Below are 21,435 nucleotides of genomic sequence, written 5' to 3' on the forward strand. Positions count from 1 at the left end.
TCGCGGAACGGGTGCTGTGTCGGCGCGTCAGGTCAGGGCGGGCGTGAAGCTGTCCGCCCGGCCCTCCACGATTTCCGTGTACATGTCACGGAGCGTGTCCGCCGTGATGATGACCATGACGTCGACCGACTGGTCCCACCTCTCGTCGAGCAGCAGCGCGAGCTGCGCCGCGTGGAGCGAGTCGCCGCCCAGGTCGAAGAAGTTGTCATCGGCGGTGACCGACGCGCCGCCGATCACCTCGGCGACGAGCTGCACCAGGTCGTCGAGTCCGAGATCCTTGTCAGACATGTTCCGCTCTCCTTTGGTCGATCGGCTCTTCGGTTCCGGCGGGCCGCGCCGTCGCCACACGGAGCCGCATGAGGTGGCGAGGTTCCTTCAGGGGACCGACACGTGCGGTGCGGCCGTGGAAGAAGAAGGTGTTGTCGAAGACGACGAGCAGGCCGGGCTGCCAGCGCACCGCCACCATGCCGTCGGGGTGGTACATGGCGTCGAGCAGTGCGCGCAGGGCGTCGTCGACGGTCCGTGCGTCCGTCGCGTGACCGTCGTGCGTCCAGCGCAGAGTCTGGCCCATGAAGTCCCGGAACGAGAAGACCGTGCGGCCGTCCTGGTCCCGGGCGATCCACGGGTCGCCCCCGGTGTGCCGGTAGCAGGTGCGGGCCAACGTCCGCGTGTGCTCCGGTGCCAGCCGCGCGGCGACACCGGCCATCGGCGTCAGCACCGTCTGGGCGGTTCCGTCGCCGTCGCCGGGTTCGCGGCACATCAGCACGAGGTATCGCGGCTGCTGCGCCACCGGGCGTCCGCTGCCCTCGGTGTGCAACGACAGGTAGTTCGTCGCGAAGGGCTGGAGACCGACGTCGGCGGTCTCGGTGTGCCGACTGATCAGGTTCAGTACGACGCCGTCCTCGACGAACGGCCGCACCTGCTCGTCGGTCTCCGGGATCGGGGAACCGAGGACGTCGCCGAGCGCGCGGAACTCACACGTGTCCAGCGGACGGTCCAGTTGCCGCATCGCGAAGCCCCGCTCGGCCAGGTCGGCCAGCAGGCCCGGGACGCCGGCCGGCAGGAAGCCGGCCGCGGACGCGGTGGTCACCGGCCCCGGCTCGGGAAACCGGTGACTGCCGCACAGAAGCTCCTGCCGCCGCCGCATATGAGGCGCGTCCGGCTGTTCGGCGATCTCACCGTGCATCAAGGTGGTCGTCTCCTGTCTGACGATGCGTCATGTACGCACCGATGGCGTGCGGGCAGCGGCCATCCGCGGCCGGAACGGCCGGCTGGAACGCGGTATGGCGGGGGTGGCGCGGTACGACGTGGTCCGCCGTGTGCCGTCGGCCCGTCCCGCACCAGGAATGGCCGCAGTCTCGCACGGGCCGGAAGACCGGGCCAGCGTCCCCGGACCGGGTCCCGGCGCGGCTGTCCGCCGCCGGGCCCCCTCCCTACACTCCGCCGCATGGATGAGCTGATGACCCGCGTCGCCGACATCGCCCGGCGGCACCTGCCCCCCGAGTCCTCGACCGCGCTGTCCGACCCGGACGCCGAACTGACCGCCGCCGGACTGGAGTCCCTGCTGGTGGTGGCGCTCCTGGTCGATCTGGAGCAAGAGCTGTCGGTCACCTTCCCGGCAGAGCTCATCCAGTGGGACACGTTCCGAAGCGTGCGCAGCATCAGCCGAGCGGTCGCCGGCCTGCGGCCCGCGCCGGCGACCGGTGACACGACGGACTAGGCCCTGTCGTCACACGTCTGACGACAGGACCTAGAGCTGCCGTTGCAGCCGCACCCAGCGCCGGTCACCGTCCGACTCGACGGGGCCGTGCTGCTGGAACCCCAGGTGTCCGAGGAGGGCCCGGGTCTGGGCCAGATCCGGGTTCGCCTCGGCACGCAGGACGTCGGCGCCCCGTGCGGTGGCCAGCTCGATCGCCCTGCGGACGCACTGCACACCGGCCATGGAGCCGGTGCTGAGCAGTTCGGGCCGCACCGCCAGCCGGCTCAGCCGGGCTGGCCGGGCGGCGGGCGGGTATCCGTCGGGTGTCGAGTCGTCCCAGGCGAGTGTGAACATCGCGGCGATGCCGTCGGCGGACCGCAGCACATGGACGGCGGCGGACGCGACGAGTTCCCGGGTGCGCTCGGGCCGGCGCAGGGGCACCGGCGTACCGGACTGTTCCGCCTGATACGTGTCGCACGCGCCGAGCAACGCGTGGACCTCCGGGGCGTCACCGGGTTCGGCGACACCCCATTGCCAGGTGTGACCATGACCTTCTGTCACAGCTTGTCGTCCTCCTGAGGTCTCTGCGGTGGAGCCGGCCGGCCCGGCCTCCGGGCCGGCCCGCCGGCTTCGTCAACTGAGGAAATTCCGCAGTCGGGACGGCGCCGGTTCCGGTCAGTCGAGCCGTACCGTGACGGTCTTCGACCGCTGGTACTCGGCGAGCGCCAGGACGCTCAGGTCGGTGCCCTGCCCCGAACTCCCACGGCCGCCGTGCGGCAGCTCCGGTGTCTGTTCCAGGTGGCAGTTGACCCAGACCTCACCGCAGTCCAGCCGCTGGGCGAGGGCGAGGGCGGGACCGCCGGCGGTGCTCCAGACGCTGGCGGACAGCGCGTGGTCGACGCCGTTGGCCAGCCGGACCGCGTCGTCCACGCCGACGGCGGCCTGCACGGTGAGCAGTGGTCCGAACACCTCCTGCACGACGGCCGGATCGTCCTCGGCCACGCCCGCGAGGATCTGGCCCGGACGCCAGTAGCCGCCCTGTTCCGCGGCGGTGACCTCCAGCGGTGCCACATGGCGGACCTTGGCGGCGCTGGCTTCCACGAGGCGGTCGAACCGGGCCGCCTGGTCGGGATTGTTGAGCGGGCCGAAGTGTGTGCCAGCGGGCCGCCGTGCCATCGCCTCGGCCAGGCGCTCGACCACCTCGTCGTGGTTCTCCTGGAGGGTGATGACCCGGGCCGGGGCGGCGCAGCTCTGTCCGGCGTTGTAGACGCAGGCCGCCACGATCTCGTCGTAGCTGTAGTCCGGCGCGTCCGGCAGGACGACGACCGGGCAGTTGCCGCCCAGTTCAAGGCTCAGGCGTCGGATTCCGGCGCGCTGCGCGACATCGGTTCCGCCCGCGTTGCTGCCGGTGAACGCCACGGCGTCGACCGCGCTCTCCACCAGCAGACGCCCGGTGTGCCGGTCGCCGGGGAGCGTGACGAGAACACCCGGACCGAGGGCCTGCTCGGCGTGGGAGGCGATCAGCAGCGCGGTGTCCGGGGTCGTCTCCGCCGGTTTGAGCACGACCGTGTTCCCGGCCGCCAGCGCGGGACCGAGCCGCCACGCGGCCATCAGGAGCGGGTAGTTCCACGGCACGATCGCGGCGAGCACGCCCAACGGCTCCCAGCGCACCCAGCTCTCCCGGCCCGGCAGGTACTGGCCCGCGGACGGCCCGGTGTCCGCGCGGACGGCACCGGCGTAGAACCGCAGGACGTCGACGGCGGCGGCGATCTCGCCGTGGGCCTGCTCCAGCGGTTTGCCGGTGCCCGCCTGCTCGGCCAGCGCGTACGCGTCGAGGGAATCCTCGACGAGCTGGGCCAGGGCGAACAGACGCCGGCTGCGCTGTGACACCGGAAGTGCCGCCCACCGGGGGGCGGCCTCGCGGGCGCGTCGCACGGCGTGGAGCACGTCGTTCTCTTCGGAGACCGGCTGGACGGACCGGACCAGTCCGGTGCGCGGGTCGGTCAGTTCAGTGTGGGGAGGCATGGCCGGAACAGTAGCCATCACCCCCGCTGCGATCGAGAGACGACCGAGCGGGCCGACCACCGCGTGGAACGTCACGGTCGTCGCGTCACGGGCGCATTGTCGCTGGTCAGGAGGTCAGGCGTACCGCGATCCGGCCGCGGGACCTGGTTCGTGACACGGTGACGTGCGGGACCTGCCGCGCAGTTCGCGGCTCCCCCCGGCAGCGCCCGGCCACGCCGGACCGAGCCGAGCGAGGTGTGACATGACGTCCAGCCGCGTGTGCGCGGCTGCCCCGCCCCGGGTCCATGCCGGCGAGCCCGGGGCCACGGCCGCGCTGGCCGACCACCGCGTGGAGCGTCGCGGGCGTGTTGTCGCTGGCCGGGAGGCCAGGCGCACCGCGATCCGGCCGCGGGACCGGGTTCGTGACACGGTGACGTGCGGGGCCTGGCGCGCAGTTCGCGGCCCTACCCGCCCCTCGGCAGCGCCCGGTGACGCCGGGCCGAGCCGAGCGAGGTGTGACATGACGTCCAGCCGCGTGTGCGGGGCTGCCCCGCCCCGGGGCCACGGCCGCGCCGCCGGGTCCACCCGTATCGGCGGCCCACGGAACACGCGCCGACCTGGCGTCCGGTGACGCGAGCAGCACGGCCGGCCACCCGTCGCGTGCGCGGTCGACTCCGCGCGCAACTGCGGAAATTCCGCGGTTCCCACGTCCGCGCCGGCGCATTTGCCGGGCCGTGGCGCCTGGACCAGCATGGCTCGGCGGAACGAACAGCCGAGACTCGGAGGATCGGGTGCACGCACGCAAGGAATCGGTCGGTGTCACGGCCGGCCACCCCGGTCAGGGGCCGCGGCCGGTGGACGCCTACGAGCTGGACACCGGGGACGGTCTGGCGATCGTGGTCTGGACGTACGGGGCGACGCTGGTCGAGGTGCGCGTGCCCGACCGCCACGGCCGGCAGGAGAACGTCGTCCTGCGCCACGCCCGTCTGCGGGACTACGAGAACCGCCGCGGCAACCCGTACCTGGGCGCGACCGTGGGCCGGTTCTGCCGGAACATCGCCTACGGGAAGTTCACCCTGGACGGCCGGTCCTACCAGTTGGACCTCAACGACCGCCGCCACCACATCCACGGTGGCTCGTACGGCTTCGACCGTGTCGTCTGGGACGCCGAACTGACGCGGTCCGCGGACGCGCTCACCCTGCGGCTGCGCTACCTGAGCCCGGACGGGGACCAGGGTTATCCCGGCGCCCTGGCGGCGGAGACGAGCTACCGCGTCGAAGCCGGCGGACGACTGACCTTCGAGCACCGGGCGACGACGAGCGCCAGCACGATCGTCGGGTTCACCAACCACGCGTACTGGAACCTCGCGGGATCCGGGGACGGCGGTGTCATCGACGACCACCGACTGCGGCTGAACGCCACGCACATGCTGCCGTTCGACGACGAGTTCCTGCCGGTCGCGGGGCCCGTCCCCGTCCACGGCACCGCGTACGACTTCACCACCGCCCGCAGGCTCGGCCGGACGCGGATCGACAACTTCTTCACCCTCTCCGATCCGGCCTGGGCGGCCGAGATGAGCGATCCGGCGAGCGGGCGCCGCATGCGTGTGGTGACCGACCAGCCCGGCATCGGGTTGTACTCGGCGGACCGGTACGCGCGGAGCCGGGCCGGCCTGTGTCTGGAGACCGGGGCCTGGCCGGACGCGGCGAACCGGCCGGAGTTCCCCTCCGCCCGGCTGGACCCGGACGGCGTCTACACGAGTCGGACCACACACCACTTCACCGTCGACTGAGCGCCGCGTACTCCTTCAGGGCCGGGGCGACGCGCGTGGCCACGAGTTCGACGGTGAGCCAGTCGATCGGTGACTTCACCGCGAGCAGGAAGTCGCGCACACCGAGGTCGACATAGGGCTTGAGGTCCTCGACGCACTGCTCGGCGGTGCCGAAGCTCAGGTATTCGGCCCGGACCTCGTCGTGGACCCCGTCGAGCAGCTCGGCCGCACGGCCGGGCAACTGCTCCTCGCGCTCCACCAGCACGGCACGGAAGGTGACCGACCGGCGCACGTCCGCGGGGTCCCGGCCCACCGCGGCGCACTGCTCGTCGAAGGCTTCGGCCTTGGCCCGGTAGCCCTCCGGTGTGTCCGCGAGCGCGTTCCAGATGTCGCCGTGTTCCGCCGCGATCCGGCGGGTCTTCAGCCCGTCCCCGCCGATGACGAGGGGCAGGTGTGCCTGGAGCGGTTTGGGGGCCAGGCAGGCGTCCGAAAGCCGGAAGTGCCGTCCGTCGAAGGTGCTGGTGTCCTGTGTCCACAGCATCCGCAGGATCCGGCACGCCTCGTCGAGCCGTTCGAGCCGCTCCCGGGGCGCCGGAAAGGGAAGGCCGTACTGGGCGTGGGCGCGGTCGGGTCCGCCGGCGCCCATTCCCAGTTCGAGACGGCCTCCCGAGATGTGGTCGATGGTGGCGGCGATGGAGGCCGTGACGGCCGGGTGACGCCAGGTGGCGCTGGTGACGAGGATGGCGCACCGGATCCGGCTGGTGACCCCCGCCAGCGCGGCGAGCAGTGTCGTCCCCTCGAAACAGGGCTGGTCGGGTGCGTAGAGGTGGGGTCGCAGGTGGTCGATGAGCGAGACCCAGTCGTAGCCGAGCCGTTCCGCCGTCCGCCACAGGCGTACGCAGACGTCGTAACTGCCGTGCAGCTGCCCAGAGTGGATACCGAATCGCACGTTGTCGCCGTAGATCTGCATGGGCGTCAGCAGAGCAAATGCTTGTTCCGCTGTCCATCGGCCTCAGCGTCCGACGCGTCGTGCGGTCTCGATCGCGTCCGTCAGCCAGGCGGGGAACATCTCCAGCGTGGACAGCACCACGTCCGCCTCGGCGAGGTCGCCGGCCCGGTGCCCGCCGGTGGTGACGGCGACGCCGAGCGCGCCGGCGCTGTGGGCGGCCTGGATGTCTGCGGGATGGTCGCCGACGTAGGCGTCCGCCGAACGGGCCCGGAGCACCTCGGCCTTGCTCACCCCCCACACCCCGCCCGCCACGACGCCGATGCCGAGGCCCTCGTGCCGGAGGTGGTGCCGTGCCGTCGATTCGCTCTGCCCGGTGATGACGACGGCCTGGCCGCCGCTGTCGTGCACCGCCCGCACGGCCTGCCGTGCGCCGGGGAGCAAGCGGGCGTGCGGGAGCCCGTACGCCGGATAGACACGCCGGTACCGCTCGGCACAGCGTCGCGCCTCGTCCGCCGGCAACTGCTCGGCGAGCAGCTCGTGCAGAGGAGGCCCGAGACGGGCGACCGCGGCATCGACGTCGACCCGCACACGTAGTTCCGCGGCGGCCCGGCCCAGTGCCGCGGCCACCGCCGGTCGGGTGTCGAGCAGCGTCTGGTCGAGGTCGAACCCGACGACGAACGGACCGGCCGAGAAGGGGACGCGGGACCTTCCATGGGTGTGAGACACATGTGAAGTCTCGCCGTGGCGGCGGGCTCACACCAGCGTCCGTGGCGGAAGGGCGCCGGGGTAACGACCTGCCATGGCAGCTTTTCCGCCCCTCGCCGGTGGTGACCGGCGCCCCGGCCGCTGATTTAGTTCTTGCGACATCCGCGATCCCTTGCACGGAGAAATGGATTTGTGATGCGCGAACGAGGTTTCCCCCTGCCTGCCGCCGACTCCGGCGTCCGCACGGAGCGTCGGTCGTCGGTTCGCCCTCGCCGGCTGACCTCCCTGGCTGCGGACACCTCTCCGAGGAATTGACGTGTCCGGCGCGTCTTCGACCCGGCCGGCGGGGGGCTCGGTCCCGCAGCCGGACCCGCCGTCCCCACGCGTGACACGTGTGCCGATCGCGGCGCTCCGGACCGCTCCCTGGTATCCCCGTGTGGCCGGCCTGAACGAGGAACACGCCCGGTTGCTGGCGGAATGCGACGGCGAACTGCCGCCGATACTGGTGCGACGGTCGATGCACGTCATCGACGGGGCGCACCGGGTCCGCGCGGCGCAGTTGCGGGGCCGGAACGACATCGACGCCATCGTGGTGGACGACAGCGAGGACGAGGCGTTCATCCGCTCGGTGACCGCCAACAGCCGGCACGGTCTGCCACTGACCCTGCGGGACCGGAAGCAGGCGGCGGCCCGACTGCTGCGGATGTGCCCGGACAAGTCCGACCGCGCGATCGCCGAGTTGGCCGGTCTGTCCGGGAAGACGGTCGGCGCGCTGCGCCGGTCCATCGACGATCTGCCCCAGCTCGGCGCCCGGGTGGGACGTGACGGCAGGGTGCGGGCCATCAGCGCCCCGCGCGACGCCGTACCGGACTCCCGGCCGGCGACGGACCCGCCGGACGCCGGCGCCGGGCCGGCCGCACCGGCCGAACCGCGTCGAGCACCGTCCCGGACCGGCGAGTCCACGGGATCGTCGACGTTGCTCGCGTTTCCGGCGCACCAGCAGCCGCAGCAGATCCTGGCCGGGCTGATGCGTGACCCCTCTTTGCGTTACACCGAGGCCGGACGCACCCTCCTTCGTGGTCTGCACCAGCAGTCCATGGTGACCGACCAGCCCTGGGCCAGCCTGATCTCCGCGGTCCTCCCGCATTGCCTGCCCGCGGTGATCACGCTCGCGAACAGCTACGCCGAGAGCTGGAAGCAGCTCGGCGAACTCGCCGAGCAGCTCATGCAGTGTTCCGACCGCAAGGTGAGCTGAGCGCGTCTCACCTCACCCCCCTACCGTCTCTCCTGGAGAACAAGTGAGCCACCACCACGAGTTCGACGCGACCCGTCACATCCAGAACATCCTCACGAACTCGACGCTGAAGATGCTGGAGCCGGACGGCACGCCCCTGAACGGCATCGAGGGAGTGCCCGGCGTCAGCGAGATAATCGACTCCGGCATCGAGATCGGAGCCGACCGGATCATCATGCAGCCCGGATCCGCGTTCGAGCTGCACACCCATCCCGGCGCGCACATCCTCTACGTCATGCGGGCCGCCGGCTTCATCCATGTCGACGGCGTCGACTACGAGATGACCGAGGGCGACACCGTCTACGTCCCCGCGCAGTTCGCGCACGGCGTCAAGACGAACCCGGAGGTCGACGAGGCCTTCGAGATCCTGTCGTTCGGCGTACCGCACCTGCCCATCGACTCCAGCGAGCGGATGTCGGTCGTCACCCACTCCTGAGCCACCGCTCACAGCACACGACCACACGACCGAGAAGGGCTCATGGACGTCAAGACAAGCGTGCGCGAATTCCTGCTCAGCACGTCCGCCGCAAGTACCGTACCGGCGGAGGAAATCACCGACGATTACCCGCTGCTGAGTTCGGGACTCCTCGATTCGCTCGCTGTTTACACCTTGGTGGTGCACCTGGAGAAGGCGTTCGGCATCACGGTACGGGACCAGGAACTGCACCCGGGCAACTTCGGCACGATCGAGCTGATCACGGAGTTCACCGAGGCCAAGATCCACGCTCTCGCGGAGTCACGGGAGTCGGCCTGACGGCACCGGCGTCGTCGAGACCGGGCGCAGCGCCCCACGGAGTGCACCGGGACGCTGCGCCTTCTCGTTCCCCGGCCGTCCGTCTCATCGCGGGGACACGTCTCATGTCCCCTTGACGTCCCGGTGCCTGGTGGACAGGAGAGTGCTGCGGTGGCCCAGGAGCTGCATCCCCTGCCGGTACGCCCACACCGCGCGCTCGTTCTCCCCGCTCCTCTCCAGGATCTCGGCCAACTCGGACCAGGCGAAGGCAGCCTGGCGCCCGGCCTCCGAGGCTTCGAGCAGCAGGGCGCCGCGCTCGTAGGCGGCCTGCACCGCCTCGTGGTCGTCTCGCAACAGGTGCGCGGTCGCGATGACGAGGTGGACGCGCGCGCTTTCGAGCCTGTGCTCCGAGCCCAGCAGGTCCAGGGCCCGCTCGGCGTGCTCGATCGCGCTGTCCGGCCGGCCGAGCATCACATCGGCCCGCGCCATGGCGGTCTCGACGTACGCGACGTCGATGCTGCTGCCCAGGGCCCGCAGGGTGGCGGCGCTCTGTTCGAGCAGCGTCTTGGCCGCTTCCGGGTTGGCCTCCTCCGATTGCAGCAGCAGGGTGGCGTGCGCGTTGCGCACCCGGGCGAGGGCTCGCTCGTCATCCCCCTCGGCGTAGATGGCGACGGCCTTCTTGATGAGTGCCAGTGCCTCGTGCGACCGCCCCTGGCGGTGCAGGACCGCGCTGGCGTTCCAGTACGCACCGCCCAGCGCCCTGCGGTCGGTGATGATCTCGGCGTGGCTGATCGCCTGGGACGCGAGGAAGCCCGCACGGTGCAGGTCACCGCGTTCGCAGTAGATGCCGATTAACGTGGAGAACAGTTCCAGGTACTCGATGGTGGGCGGCAGCTCGGCGACACCGGCCAGGGTCTCCTCGGCCACCTGGATCGCGTGGGACAGGTTCCCCAGCTCGCGGTAGCAGCGGCACAGGGACATGACCACGCTGAGCTCCTCCACCCGCCCGCGCTCGTGTTCGGCACAGCGCTGGCGCAGTGCCTCGAAACGCACCGCGGCCTCCTCCAGATTCCCCTTGTGCTCCAGGCACTGGGCTATGCCGAGGTCGATGGAGAAGAGGACGTCCCGGTGATCGGTGGCCGTGGCCGGCACCTTGAGGCGCAGGTTCGTCAGGGTGGTGAAGGCGGCCTCGGCGTCGCCGTTGCGCAGGGCCAGCTGCGCGTACCGCACCTCCACGCCGAGGTCGGCGATGTCGGGCTCGGCGAGCGGTTCGAAGAGATAGGAGGCGTCGCAGCCCAGCCGCTCGGCGAGTTGCGCGATGACCTCCTGCGAGGGGATGCGCTTGCCCGCCTCGACGAGTGAGATGTAGCTGGGGGACAAGTCGGGGCGGGCCAGGGCCTCCTGTGAGAGTCCCGCTGCTCGACGGAGACGCCTGATCCGCGAGCCCAAGGACTCGTTCTCCGTCACTGTGACTCCTCACTCGCCAAGCCCGAAGGCAGTTGAACCGGTGATGACGGACGGGCCGCCCTCGGCACTGGAGCTACTGACCGGCCGTGCAGCACATCACTCATTATCGCAGTCAAACCGCCGGGCGGGTCGAGCAGGCGTCCCGGAGACCAGGGGAGAACGAACTGCCGTTCACGATGTGCCGCCGTGGGGGCCGCGCACCGACCGGTCGCCCACGGTTCAGCCCGTGCCGGTCAACGTCAGTTCGAGGAGCAGTGTCGGCGCCGCGGCGGCCGACATCTCGCACATGAAACCGCGGGGCGCGTAGACGGCCTCGCCGGTACGGAGACGCAGGCTCAGCGGTCCCGTGCGCTCACGGCCCGCGGGCAGGCGGATGTGCACGTCGACGTCGAACGGGCCGACCCCCAGTTGCAGGGCGCCCCGCACGGTCAGCAGCAGGGTGTCCCACTCCGTGCGGTACACGACCTCCGGAGTCCGGCCGCCGCCGGGCTGCCCGGCGAGCGCGCGCCACGCTGCCGTGACCGGTGCGCCGAGCCGCACGGCGAACCGCTCCGCCAGCCGGGTGGCCAGGGCCGGTTCGGGGGGCCTGCGACCGCTGCCGGCGACCGGGGTTCCGGCGGCGGCGTGCGCCAGACTTGAGACGAGCAGGTCCGCGCCACGCGGCCACACCACGACCACCTGGTCGCGGCCGTACGCCGACAGGGACAGCTCCACGTCCGACAGGAACAGATCGAGCTGACCGTCGGGCAGTGCCATTCCGTCCGTTCTCCTCCCGTTCAGCCGTACAGCGTCCGGCCGGGCATCCCGGTGCGGGCGTCCCGGCCGCCTCCACGTCCGTGGCCGTCATCCCGGACGGGCCGCGAGTACGGCCGCCCGCGCGGTGGCGGTGCCATCGATTCTGGTGCGGCGCACGGCCGGCGGCCCGCTGCCGGCCCGCTCATCTAGCTGCACGGCACCAACATGCCTGGGGGACGAAGCGGGCACGGTGACCACCCGCCAACTTTATTGACTCGATATTGACAGACTTTGACAGCCTGCATAGGCTCTGCCCGAGTAAGGTGGCGCCGAGAATCGAACGCGGACGGAAGGGAATCGGGTCGGTGGTCCAGGAAATGGTCTCCGAACCGTATTCCACGGATTTCGACGCCGATGCCGGCACCGCGCGTTCACTCCGCCCGGCCGTGGGAGCGGTACGCGGATCACCGCGCCGCACCCCCGTCGCGCACACCGACGACCAGGCCGGGCCGGGGTATCCAGCGAGGTGTCCCGCGGGTCAGAGGAACAGGGGACGTAGTGTTCACAGTGAACAAGAGCCGGTCGCCCGAGACGCCCGGGCGGCCCTGCGAGACGGAGGTCGCCCTGTACCGCTGGGTGGCGGAGAACGGCAGGATGGACGCCGCCCTGGCCGCCCGGGAACTGGGCTTGACCATGGCCGAGCTGGAGTCGGCCGTGACCTCGCTGACGGACCTCGGGCTCCTGCGGCCGGAATCCGACGACCCCGCCATGCTCCGCCCGGTCAACCCGGACCTGGTGGCAGCCGTCGTCACGACGTCCATCGAGTCCGCGATCCGCACCCAGCAGGCGGAACTGCACACCATCCGGGAGCACTTCGCGAACCTGCGCGACCACTACCGCAAGAGCGTGAGCCGGCTTCCCGTCCTCGGGATCGAGATCCTCCCCGGCCCCCAGGAGGTGCGCGCGGCCTTGACCATGGCTTCCCAGCAATGCGCGCACGAGGTGCTCGCCTGCCAGCCGGGGGGCAGCCGGTCCCCCGAAGTCCTCCAGGAGGCCCTGCCCCGCGACACCGCCATGCTCGCCCGCGGCGTACGCATCCGGACCCTCTACCACCACACGGCTCGCTTCAACGGCCCCAGCCAGGAATACGTGGCCACGCTGTCCGCCCGCGGTGCCGAGTACCGCACCAGGCACCAGCTGTTCGGCCGGCTCATCGTCTTCGACCGCGCACTGGCCTTCATCCCCCAGGCCGGAGACACCTGGGGCGCCGTGGTCATAAGGGAGCCCTCCACCGTCAGCTACCTGTGCGACATGTTCGAACAGGAGTGGTCGCAGGCCACCCCCTTCTCCAACGCCGCCGCCGACGGTCTGGACCTCGTCGCCAAGGACATCGACCGCACGATCCTGCGGCTGCTGGCGGCGGGCATGAAGGACGCCACGATCGCTCGCCGCATCGGCATGTCACTGCGCACGGCGCGGAGACACATCGCCGACATCATGGAAACGCTGGGTGCCGAGAGCCGGTTCCAGGCCGGGGTGCTGGCCGCTCGCCAGGGACTGCTCGACGAGGAACCGCAGCACAGCGCCTCCGTCGACTGAGGCACGGGACACGCGCCCGGCCGATCGCCGCGCGGCACGCCGGCCTGGACGTCACCAGGCGTCCGCGGGCACGCCCCCGGGCGCCCGTCAGCGGCCTGGCGCACGCCCGCGCGGACCACCCGGCGCAGCCGGTGGCCCCGACGGCGTCAGTCGGCCCGGACCCGGCGGGGCACATCGGCGACGAGGGACCCACGGTGCCCCATCAGCCGCATGCCCTGGCGGAAGGCCCACGCGGCGCGCTCGTTCTCCCCGCTCTTCTCCAGGATCTCCCCCAGCTCCGACCACGCGAAGGCGGCCTGCCGCCCGGCTTCGACCCCTTCGAGCAGCGCGGCGGTGCGCTCGTACGCGGCCCGGACGCCCTCTTGATCGCCCTGGACCAGGCAGACCGCGGCGACCACGAGATGGACGCGGGCGTTCTCCAGCCGGTGTTCGGGTCCCAGCAGGCCGAGGGCGGTCTCCGCGTGTTCCATGGCCTTCTCGGGCCGGCCGAGCAGCACCTCGGCACGGGCGAGCGCGGTTTCGACGTCCGCCAGGTCGAGCTTGCTGCCCAGCGCCCGCAGCGCGGCGGCGCTCTGCTGGAGCAGTCCCTTGGCGACCTCGGGGTCGCACTCCTCGGACTGGAGCAGCACCGTGGCCTGAGCGTTGCGCAGCCGTGCCAGGGCACGCTCGTCGTCGCCCTCGGTGTAGAGGGCGACGGCCTTCTTCACCAGGACCAGCGCGTCACCGGACCGGCCGCGCCGGTTGAGGTCGACACTGGCCTTCCAGTAGGCGCTGCCGAGGGCCTTGCGGTCCGCCATGAGCTGGGCGCGGCTCATCGCCTCGTCCGCGAGGAAGTTCGCCCGGTGCAGGTCGCCGCGCTCGCTGTACACGCCGATCAGCGTGGACAGCAGCTCCAGTTGGCCCACCGTGGGCGGAAGGTCGAGCGTGTCCGCCTCCGCGAGGATCTCCTCGGCCACGTCGACGGCGCGCGAGAGGTCGCCGAGTTCGCGGTAGCACCGGCACAGCGGCGTGGCCGCACTGAGCCGGCTCAGGACGCCGCGGCCCTCCGCCGCCGACCGGTGCAGCAGCGACTCGAACGCGCGGGCGGCCTCCTCCAGATCGCCCTGTTCCTCCAGGCACTGGGCGATGCCCAGTTCGACCGCGAAGCGCAGATCGGCCCGGTCGCTGTCCGCGACCTGGGACCGCAGCGCGGTGAACCCGTCCAGCGCCGCCCGCGCGTCGCCGTTGCGCAGGGTGAGCTGCGCGCTGTGCAGCTGGATCTCGACGTCGTCGGTGCCCGGCGCGGTGATCAGGCCGGTGAGGTATCCGGGGTCGCAGCCGAGCCGCTCGGCGAGCTGCGCGAGCACCTCCTCGGAGGGAAAACGCTTGCCCGCTTCCAGGAGTGAGACGTAACTGGGAGAGAGAGTAGGTTTCGCCAGCGCCTCCTGAGAGAGCCCGGCGGCTCTGCGCAGTCGCCGAATACGTGAACCCAAACTCTCGTTCGCCGTCACCTGTGACCCCTCACTTGTCAGGTCTTGAAGGAGTCATGCACGAAGCGAGCTCTTCTCGGACCGACAGACGCAGCAATCGTACCGTCACTATTTTTTCACTTGTAGCCGACTGTGCGGCCACCGTCCCGTGCTCCTACGATCATCCCGGACGTCTGCACAAACCGTCCACGGGATTTCGACGCTCACTTAGTCAACTATACTGACCGGGTCAGTAAACATTCCATGCTTCGGGTTGCCGCAGGGCAGGCAGGGTTGCCGGCCCCTCCGCGCCGCGGGTCCTGACAGGCGTCCCGGTGATGCTCTGCATAGCATCCTTGTGTGACTGACATTCCCGACGAATTGGTCAGACTGGAACGTTCCTGCGAAGCGGAGCGCGCGAAGCTGGCCGGCCTGTGCGGTGAGGAGTACGACGCCCAGTGGCGGGCGTGGCGAGGGGCGGCCGAGGCGTTCCAGACCGCTCTGTCCGCGTACGCGGCGCGCGAGGGCGGGTCGCGGTACGAGCTGGAGCAGTCCGTGAAGCAGGCGGTCCGCAGCACGCAGGAGGACCCGGCGCCGTAGCCGCGCGGGACCGCCGCCGCGCACCCGGCCGCCGCCGCTGCCCCGCCGGGCCGCCGCCGCGCGCCCGCGAGGGCGGGGTCCCCGCGGGCGCGGGGTGACCCCGGCGGGGGTGGGGTGCCCCGGCGGCGGGTGCCGGGACGGCCCGCCGCCGGCGAGGTGGACGGTGGCCGTCCGCGCCTACGACGGCGAGGCCTCCGTGAGGCCGGCCGTGACCGGCGGCGCTTCCTCGGGGGCCGCTCCGGCCGGGTTCCGGGAGTGCTTCCGCCGGCGGGGAGCGGCGGTGAGGACCGTGAGGCAGGCGATGACCAGCGCTATGCCCGCCCAGCCCGCGGCGGGGAGGCGCTCGCCGACGACCAGGACCGCGAGTACCGCCGCGACGGCCGGCTCCAGCAGGGAGAGCGTGGTGGCGGTGCTGGCGGGCACGTGCGCGAGGCCCCAGCCGAACAGGACGTAGCCGGTGAACATGGGGATGAGGGCCATGTACGCACCGACCGCCGCGTTGGACCAGGAGCCGGTGAGCGGGGCGCCGGTGGCCAGGAGGACGGGTAGCAGGAGCAGTCCGCCGAGTCCGAAGACGGCGCCCATCGCCGCGCGGGAGGGGATCCGGCGGGTGATGAGCCGGTGCGCGGCCCAGGAGTAGAGGGCGTAGGTGGCGGCGGCGACCAGGCCGAGGCCCACGCCGAGCAGCGTCGCGGCCATGGACGCCCGGCCCGTGCCGTCGCCCGCGTGCGCGGCCTCGGCGACGCACAGCAAGGCGGTGCCGAGCAGGCCCAGGGCGGCGGCGGCCGTCCAGCGGCGGGTGAGCCGGTGGCCGTCCATCACGCGTTCGGTCAGGGCCGAGGCGAGCGGGGCGGTGCCCAGGGACACCACGGTGCCCACGGCGACTCCGGCCAGGTGCATGGAGGTGTAGAACGCCAGGGGGTACACCGCGACGGAGACGGCGCCGAGCAGCACCGTGCCGCGCTGCTCGCGCAGGCGGGGCGCGTGGCGGGCGATCGGCCGGGCGGCGACGAGGGCCTGGAGGAGTCCGCCCAGGCCCATGGCGACGGCGCCGATGGCGAGCGGGCCGACCTCCGGCGCGAACGTGGCGGCCGTACCCGTCGTACCCCACAGGACGGAGGCCGCCAGCACGCACAGCGCTCCCGTCCCGGCGGACCGGCCGGGTCCGGTGGGCCGGCTCACAGCCGGTCCAGCAGGGTGGCCGCCATCGCGCGGGCGTGGCGCAAGCGGTCGCCGTCGCCTTCGAGACCGGCGCGGGCCATCGCGCCCTCCAGGAGGAAGGCGAGGTGCTCGGCCGTCGCCCGGGCCTCGTCGGGCCGCTCGGGCAGCAGTTCCTCCACGTGTCCGGCGATCAGCCGCTCGACCTCCTCCTTGTGGGCGCGCACCACGGCGCGGCCCGCGTCGCCGGCCGGCAGCTCGGCGGCGGCGTTGAGCAGTCCGCAGCCGCGGAAGCCATGCTCGTAGGCGAAGGCCGCGTGGTCGGCGTAGGCGTCGAACACCGCCAGTACGCCGTCCCGCGGGCCCCGGGCGTGCTCCAGCCGGGCCCGGTACAGGCCGAGCCACTCCTCGTGCCGGGCGTCCAGGTAGGCCCTGACCAGGTCGGCCTTGGAGGAGAAGTTGTTGTAGAGGCTCATCTTCGCCACGCCGGCCTCGGCGGTGATCGTGTCGATGCCGGTCGCCGCCACGCCGTCGGCGTAGAAGCGGCGGGCCGCCGCCGCGAGGAGGCGTTCGCGGGCCGGGCGCCGTCGCGCGCCGTCCGTCGTGCTCACATCGGTGCCGCTCATCACACTCCAGATTAGGTAGATCGGTCTACCTAGCGTAGGGCAGCCGAGGGCCCCCGTCCACATCAGCCACCGCCGCCACCCCCCACTCACCGCGGTGGACGCCCGACACCGGACACCACGAGCCCTCCCCCATCCCCCCGCCCCGGCGTCCGCACCCCACGAACCAGGGCGGGCCGGCCGCGGGATCCGCAGCCCCGGCCCAGCTCGGTGCAGACGTCGAAGGCGGTACGGGAGTCAGCGACACACGTGTGTGGCAGTCGCCCCGCCGGGGACGGTGGCAGGTGCCGGGAAATCCGGCCGGGGCCCCGCCGCCGCAGGGCCCCGGTCGGATGGCGGTGTGCCGGTCAGAACCTCGGGCCGGTGCCCTTGGCGAGCGGGGTGATGTCGATGCGGCCCTTCTGGAGGACCTCGCCCAGCTTCCAGGCGGTGTTCAGGTGGCTGCGGGAGTCGGGCGGGGTGACCTCCAGCCGCGTCGGGTCCTTCTCCGCCTTCGTCGGCTCGCCGACGCCCGCCACGACCCCCCAGTGCAGCCGGGTGTAGGCGCTCTGGCCCGGCTTGAGGGTGATCGGCTCGGCCCGGCCGCGGTCGCGCACGACGTGCGTGGGGACGTCCTTGCCGTGGGCGTCGAGCAGTTGCAGGCCCACATAGCCCTGGGTCCGGACGGTCTTGTGGGTCCTGTTGGTGAGGATCACCGTCGCGTAGCGCTGCCCGGCGCCCGAGTCCAGCGCGTGGACGCGGACGGACAGCGCGGAGGTGTCCGCCCAGCCAGGCCGGGTCGCGGCCTGCGAGGGGCCGGCGGCGACGCCTATCAGGGCCACGGCGGAGAGCGCCGAGAGCGCGGCGGGTGCGACGAGGAGGCGGGTGCGGCGGGTGCGCTTGCCGAAGAGCATGGTCAAACCCCTTCCGGATGCCCCATTTGGGTATCTCTGCGAGGTATGAGGTGCACCCGAGGGGAACGGTTCTGGCACATACGCGATCTTTGCCGCACGGGAACGCCTGTTGACCTGGCGTTGGCGTGGTGATGACCTCTCCGAGCCGAAGACCTCGCCGGAGGGCTCAGGCCGCGAAGCCGATGTTGGTGACGTACTCGTACTGGCCCCACTCGGAGCCGAGGTCCACCACCGCGTCGTAGATCCAGGCGTCGTCCAGCGCCTGCGCGTCGCCCGCCGCCCATGCCTCGACGATGCGGTCCCAGCGGCGGACGTTGAGCGTGCGGTAGGCGACCACCCGCTGACGGGGGCGGAGGACCTGGGACTGGTTGAGCGGGTGGAACTCCACGCGGGTGCCACGGCCCTCGCGGTTGAGGCGCGCCAGCAGGTAGCGGGAGACGTTCTGGCGGCGGACCGCGCGGTACGCCGTCTCGATCCGCTCCAGGTTCCTCTTCGACGGGTTCCGTTCGCCCCGCAGCCAGGCCCGGAGCGTGCGGTCGGTGACGGTCAGGCCGGCCGCGCGGGCCGCCTGGCGGGACTGGTCGCTGCGGGTGAGGTACCGCAGGCGGGCGAGGAGGCCGCGCCTGGCCGTGACCGGGGTGGCGACGAACCCGGCCAGCGCGTCCAGCTGCCGGGCGACGGCCTCGTACCCCTTGATGCCACGCGCCCCGTACGCGCCGAAGTTGAGCGTCCTCTCCGGCATCTCCCTGTCTCCTGCCGCCCCTCGACCCGATACGACTTCACCTACGCGTCACGCTACACGTCCTGGCCGGCCGCCACCGGGGTGCCGACGGTGTACACGTCCTTCACCTTCACCTCGCTGACCCCGCGCCCCTCGGGGAACACCGCGCGCCACTCGCCGATCACGTGGAGTTCGTCGGTGCCCATCGCGCGGACGACCATCAGCCCCTCGTCGTAGGCGCGGTGCGCCTTCCACCACAGGTTCGCGAAGGCCTGGGAGCGGATCAGGTGCATCCAGTCGGTGCGGTACAGCTCCCGGTTGTAGTTCGACTCCCCCATCGTGGAGACGAACTTGGAGTACATGGCCTTGACGTACTCCAGCGTCACGTCGTCGTTCTCGGCGATCGCGCGGTCCCGGGCGTCCTTCAGGGTCACGCGGAACTTCTCCAGCAGGCCCTCGGTGGCGCCGGAGGTCCAGGACTCGTGGATCTCCGGGGGGTCGCACAGGCCGTACTTCGGTCCCGACAGGCGCAGCAGCAGGCGCAGCGTCGGCTCGGTCACCCAGAGCGGGCCCGGCTCGTCGCGGCTGCCGATGGGGTTGGGCAGGTAGGCGTCGTGCTCCCAGGCGGGCGGGGTGATCAGGTGGACGCCCGCGCGGCGGCGGTCGTGCCGGTCGCCGGTGGAGTGTTCGAGCTGGCCGAGCGGCAGGTGCGTCTTGAGCGCGGACAGGTAGGCGCCGTTGACGTCGAGCGCCGTGACCTCGTACTCGCCGGGCGGCAGTTCGGCGCGCGTCCACTTGGGGCGGGCCTCCCAGATCTGGTCCGGGCCGCGGGAGGTCTGCTTGCGCAGGACGTCGGGCAGCCAGGGGTGCGCGACGATGTCGTACCGGCCGCCCTTGCGGGTCTGGTCGAGCAACGCCATCGCGTCCGGGATGGCCCGCCTGACCAGCGCGGCGGTCGCCGCCTCGACGTCACCGCCGTGCTGGTCGAGGGCGGCCGACACGGCGGCGGCGATCAGGTCGGGGTCGTCGGCGGTCTTGAGCCTGCGGCCGGCGGGGACGACCTTGACACCGCCGCCCGTCCGCGGGCTGCGGCGGGCGGGGGCAGGCGGGGGCGCGGTCGGCGGCGCCTGGTGGGCCGTACGCGTGTGCTCGGGTGTGCCGCAGTGCGCGGGGTCCAGGTGCTGGGGGAATCCGGCCACCTGGTGGCGGGCGGGCTGTCCGCACAGGACGCAGGGCTGGGGAGCGGACAGGGCCACCACGTCTTCGTCGCCGTCGTCGCCGCTGCCGTGGGCGGGGGGCTGGTCGGTCCCGGCCTCCGCCGGTTCGGTCTGCTCCGGTTCGGTCTGCTCCGGCTGCTCGGCCGGGGCCGCCGCGGCCAGTTTCGTCCGCGCTCCCTTGAGGAAGTACGCGTACTTCTCCCGGACTTCGCCGCTCGGGTCGCGTCCGGACTCCCACCCCGCGACCGTGGACGGGCTGACCTCCAGGGCCCGCGCGAGCTGGGTGCGGGAGAGGTTCAGTCCCTCGCGCAGGGCACGCCGTTCCCCGGCGGGCGGCAGCGGGACCTCCTGCCTGGCGCCGGCCAGCAGGGCGTCGATCGCGTCGAAGTCCGTCATCGGGTTCCCCCGTCCGGTACGGCCGCGGGGCGGGCGGTGGTGGTGGTGTGGCCGCCGGGGAGGCGCCGGCGTGCCGCGGGCAGCGCCTCGACGGCGCGGGTGGGTCCGGCGAGGAGGTCGAGGACGTCCACGCCGTAGTGTGCGGCGACCGCGTCGCAGTCGGCGAGGCTCCAGGCCGCGCTGCCGGACTGACGGCGGCTCACCTGGGCCTGGCTCACCCCGAGCGCGGCGGCGAGAGCGGTCTGCGACTCGCCGGTCGCGTGCAGCAACGCGGCCACCGCGGACCGTACTCGCTCGGCAAGGCCCATACTCATAAGGCCGAACCTAGCACGCCGTGCACATTCCTCATGCGTGGGACGCATGATGCCCGGCCGGTGGACGGCACGAAGATGTCGCGGCACCTCACATGTTCAGGTGAGGAAGACACGAGGACGCCGACCTAGCATCGGTGTGTGTGTCCTCATGGGAAAGACGACAGACCCTTCGGTACGCGTGTGCGCGGGCGGCTGGAGGCCGCCGCCGCGGGCGCGGCGCTGCTGCTGGCCGGTGTCTACGGCGCGTTCGTGCGGACGGCGACCGGGCAGCGCTGGGAGAACGCGGTGCTGGCGGGGCGGCGCGAGGACGAGACCCTGGCCGCCGCCCGGGCCGCGAACCGCCTGCTGGACCACATCACCCTGTCCTCGCTCGGCGCGGCGGTGGCGGTGCTGCTCCTGATCGGGCTGGCGCGGCGCCGCTTCGCCCTGACGGTGGTCGCCGTCGGCACGGTGGGCGTCTCCCTGCTGCTCGCCGAGATGCTCAAGCGGTACGCGCTGCCCCGTCCGGATCTCGTGAACGCCCCGGAACGGCTGCTGGGCAACAGCTTCCCCAGCGGGCACACCACCATCGCGATGAGCGTGCTGTTCGGGCTCACCCTGGTGGTTCCCTACCGGTGGCGGGGCGTCGCCGTCGGCGTCTGCGCACTGTGGGCGACCTTCATCGGCGCCTACACGGTGGCGGCGGGCTGGCACCGGCCCAGTGACACCATCGGGGCCGACCTGCTCGTGCTGGCCGTCGCCTGCGCGCTCACCGCGCTCCTGGCGCGCAGCGGGCGGGTGCGTCCCGTCGCGGACCACGCTCGTCCGTTGCGCGCGCTGTTCGTGATCGCCCCGCTGTGCGGTGTGGCGCTGGCCGGGCTCGGCTGCGGCACGGTGCTGCTGGTGGACTCGATGTTCCGCCTGCCGCCCGGCGACCCGGCGGTGCCGCGCCTGGCGTACGCGGGCGGGCACGTGCTGGCCGCGGGGGCCAGTGCGGCGGTCACCCTCGTGCTGCTCGCCCTGCTGCACCGGGTCGACCTGGACCGGCCCCAAAGGCCGCACGGCACCTGAGCTCCCGCTCCCGAGCGGGCTCCCCGCTCCCGCCGGAGACAGCACGGCACCGGGTGGC

General features: G+C 72.2%; 23 protein-coding genes. 8 read left to right on the forward strand and 15 right to left on the reverse strand.

Annotated elements, in window-relative coordinates; translation table 11 throughout:
• Window positions 1-27 precede the first annotated feature (27 nt).
• Both AQJ11_RS40630 and AQJ11_RS40635 read right to left on the reverse strand, forming a co-directional pair.
• Window positions 28-288, reverse strand: a complete 261-nt coding sequence (locus tag AQJ11_RS40630; protein WP_014669209.1) for an acyl carrier protein — start codon at window positions 286-288, stop codon at window positions 28-30.
• Window positions 281-1,186, reverse strand: a complete 906-nt coding sequence (locus AQJ11_RS40635; protein WP_059266769.1) for a TauD/TfdA family dioxygenase — start codon at window positions 1,184-1,186, stop codon at window positions 281-283. The genes AQJ11_RS40630 and AQJ11_RS40635 overlap by 8 nt, the downstream gene beginning before the upstream one ends.
• Before the next feature lie 261 nt (window positions 1,187-1,447).
• On the opposite strand from AQJ11_RS40635, the gene AQJ11_RS40640 reads away from it, so the two are divergent.
• Complete coding sequence (locus AQJ11_RS40640) at window positions 1,448-1,720, forward strand: phosphopantetheine-binding protein (RefSeq protein WP_059266770.1); 273 nt, start codon at window positions 1,448-1,450, stop codon at window positions 1,718-1,720.
• 30 nt (window positions 1,721-1,750) lie between these two features.
• Here the strand turns inward: AQJ11_RS40640 and AQJ11_RS40645 are convergent, their stop codons facing one another.
• Window positions 1,751-2,260: an N-acetyltransferase gene (locus AQJ11_RS40645; RefSeq protein ID WP_244218614.1), complete on the reverse strand. Its 510-nt coding sequence runs from the start codon at window positions 2,258-2,260 to the stop codon at window positions 1,751-1,753.
• Between the two features lie 114 nt (window positions 2,261-2,374).
• The gene (locus AQJ11_RS40650) at window positions 2,375-3,724 is read right to left on the reverse strand and encodes an aldehyde dehydrogenase family protein (RefSeq protein WP_059266771.1); all 1,350 of its coding nucleotides are present in this window, start codon (window positions 3,722-3,724) and stop codon (window positions 2,375-2,377) included.
• Between the two features lie 770 nt (window positions 3,725-4,494).
• Between AQJ11_RS40650 and AQJ11_RS40655 the strand changes: the two genes are divergently transcribed.
• Window positions 4,495-5,496 carry an aldose epimerase family protein gene (locus tag AQJ11_RS40655; RefSeq protein WP_058084793.1) on the forward strand — a complete coding sequence of 334 codons (1,002 nt, stop codon included), beginning with the start codon at window positions 4,495-4,497 and terminating at the stop codon, window positions 5,494-5,496.
• Here the strand turns inward: AQJ11_RS40655 and AQJ11_RS40660 are convergent.
• Window positions 5,483-6,445: an LLM class flavin-dependent oxidoreductase gene (locus AQJ11_RS40660; RefSeq protein ID WP_059266772.1), complete on the reverse strand. Its 963-nt coding sequence runs from the start codon at window positions 6,443-6,445 to the stop codon at window positions 5,483-5,485. The two genes, AQJ11_RS40655 and AQJ11_RS40660, sit on opposite strands and share 14 nt — an antisense overlap.
• Before the next feature lie 42 nt (window positions 6,446-6,487).
• Window positions 6,488-7,150: an HAD family hydrolase gene (locus AQJ11_RS40665; protein WP_059266773.1), complete on the reverse strand. Its 663-nt coding sequence runs from the start codon at window positions 7,148-7,150 to the stop codon at window positions 6,488-6,490.
• 373 nt (window positions 7,151-7,523) lie between these two features.
• On the opposite strand from AQJ11_RS40665, the gene AQJ11_RS40670 reads away from it, so the two are divergent.
• From AQJ11_RS40670 to AQJ11_RS40680, 3 genes are read left to right on the forward strand one after another with little or no spacing between them, the layout of a single operon-like run.
• Window positions 7,524-8,384: a ParB/RepB/Spo0J family partition protein gene (locus AQJ11_RS40670; RefSeq protein ID WP_279616980.1), complete on the forward strand. Its 861-nt coding sequence runs from the start codon at window positions 7,524-7,526 to the stop codon at window positions 8,382-8,384.
• A 43-nt stretch (window positions 8,385-8,427) separates the two neighbouring features.
• Window positions 8,428-8,859 carry a cupin domain-containing protein gene (locus AQJ11_RS40675; protein WP_014669200.1) on the forward strand — a complete coding sequence of 144 codons (432 nt, stop codon included), beginning with the start codon at window positions 8,428-8,430 and terminating at the stop codon, window positions 8,857-8,859.
• A gap of 42 nt (window positions 8,860-8,901) precedes the next feature.
• Window positions 8,902-9,177, forward strand: a complete 276-nt coding sequence (locus AQJ11_RS40680; RefSeq protein ID WP_041664787.1) for a phosphopantetheine-binding protein — start codon at window positions 8,902-8,904, stop codon at window positions 9,175-9,177.
• A gap of 102 nt (window positions 9,178-9,279) precedes the next feature.
• On the opposite strand, the gene AQJ11_RS40685 is transcribed toward AQJ11_RS40680, so the two are convergent.
• Both AQJ11_RS40685 and AQJ11_RS40690 read right to left on the reverse strand, forming a co-directional pair.
• The gene (locus AQJ11_RS40685) at window positions 9,280-10,623 is read right to left on the reverse strand and encodes a helix-turn-helix domain-containing protein (RefSeq protein ID WP_059266774.1); all 1,344 of its coding nucleotides are present in this window, start codon (window positions 10,621-10,623) and stop codon (window positions 9,280-9,282) included.
• A 219-nt stretch (window positions 10,624-10,842) separates the two neighbouring features.
• Complete coding sequence (locus AQJ11_RS40690) at window positions 10,843-11,379, reverse strand: hypothetical protein (RefSeq protein WP_059266775.1); 537 nt, start codon at window positions 11,377-11,379, stop codon at window positions 10,843-10,845.
• A 537-nt stretch (window positions 11,380-11,916) separates the two neighbouring features.
• Between AQJ11_RS40690 and AQJ11_RS40695 the strand changes: the two genes are divergently transcribed.
• Window positions 11,917-12,957 carry a helix-turn-helix transcriptional regulator gene (locus AQJ11_RS40695; RefSeq protein ID WP_014669196.1) on the forward strand — a complete coding sequence of 347 codons (1,041 nt, stop codon included), beginning with the start codon at window positions 11,917-11,919 and terminating at the stop codon, window positions 12,955-12,957.
• 146 nt (window positions 12,958-13,103) lie between these two features.
• Here the strand turns inward: AQJ11_RS40695 and AQJ11_RS40700 are convergent, their stop codons facing one another.
• Window positions 13,104-14,447, reverse strand: a complete 1,344-nt coding sequence (locus AQJ11_RS40700) for a helix-turn-helix domain-containing protein (RefSeq protein ID WP_059266776.1) — start codon at window positions 14,445-14,447, stop codon at window positions 13,104-13,106.
• Between the two features lie 318 nt (window positions 14,448-14,765).
• On the opposite strand from AQJ11_RS40700, the gene AQJ11_RS40705 reads away from it, so the two are divergent.
• Window positions 14,766-15,005 (forward strand): hypothetical protein, encoded by a 240-nt coding sequence (locus AQJ11_RS40705; RefSeq protein WP_237281256.1) that lies wholly within the window; start codon window positions 14,766-14,768, stop codon window positions 15,003-15,005.
• Window positions 15,006-15,182: 177 nt separating this feature from the next.
• On the opposite strand, the gene AQJ11_RS40710 is transcribed toward AQJ11_RS40705, so the two are convergent.
• The 6 genes from AQJ11_RS40710 to AQJ11_RS40735 all read right to left on the reverse strand — a co-directional run bounded on the left by AQJ11_RS40710 (window position 15,183) and on the right by AQJ11_RS40735 (window position 20,327).
• Complete coding sequence (locus AQJ11_RS40710) at window positions 15,183-16,187, reverse strand: DMT family transporter (RefSeq protein WP_279616979.1); 1,005 nt, start codon at window positions 16,185-16,187, stop codon at window positions 15,183-15,185.
• Entirely contained in the window at window positions 16,184-16,789 is a 606-nt protein-coding gene (locus AQJ11_RS40715) for a TetR/AcrR family transcriptional regulator (RefSeq protein ID WP_059266778.1), read from the reverse strand. The genes AQJ11_RS40710 and AQJ11_RS40715 overlap by 4 nt, the downstream gene beginning before the upstream one ends.
• Before the next feature lie 344 nt (window positions 16,790-17,133).
• The gene (locus AQJ11_RS40720; RefSeq protein WP_059266779.1) at window positions 17,134-17,679 is read right to left on the reverse strand and encodes a DUF4232 domain-containing protein; all 546 of its coding nucleotides are present in this window, start codon (window positions 17,677-17,679) and stop codon (window positions 17,134-17,136) included.
• Between the two features lie 166 nt (window positions 17,680-17,845).
• Window positions 17,846-18,421, reverse strand: a complete 576-nt coding sequence (locus AQJ11_RS40725) for a helix-turn-helix domain-containing protein (protein WP_014669190.1) — start codon at window positions 18,419-18,421, stop codon at window positions 17,846-17,848.
• A 53-nt stretch (window positions 18,422-18,474) separates the two neighbouring features.
• A complete protein-coding gene (locus tag AQJ11_RS40730; RefSeq protein WP_059266780.1) occupies window positions 18,475-20,013 on the reverse strand; it encodes a helix-turn-helix domain-containing protein in 1,539 nt (512 codons plus the stop codon).
• The gene (locus tag AQJ11_RS40735) at window positions 20,010-20,327 is read right to left on the reverse strand and encodes a helix-turn-helix domain-containing protein (protein ID WP_167360905.1); all 318 of its coding nucleotides are present in this window, start codon (window positions 20,325-20,327) and stop codon (window positions 20,010-20,012) included. Before AQJ11_RS40735 ends, AQJ11_RS40730 begins: the two co-directional genes overlap by 4 nt.
• Before the next feature lie 180 nt (window positions 20,328-20,507).
• On the opposite strand from AQJ11_RS40735, the gene AQJ11_RS40740 reads away from it, so the two are divergent.
• On the forward strand, window positions 20,508-21,377 hold the full coding sequence (locus AQJ11_RS40740; protein ID WP_059266781.1) for a phosphatase PAP2 family protein: 870 nt from the start codon (window positions 20,508-20,510) through the stop codon (window positions 21,375-21,377).
• The last annotated feature ends 58 nt before the right edge of the window (window positions 21,378-21,435 follow it).

Source organism: Streptomyces corchorusii (assembly GCF_001514055.1).
GTDB classification, from domain to species: Bacteria; Actinomycetota; Actinomycetes; order Streptomycetales; family Streptomycetaceae; genus Streptomyces; species Streptomyces olivaceoviridis.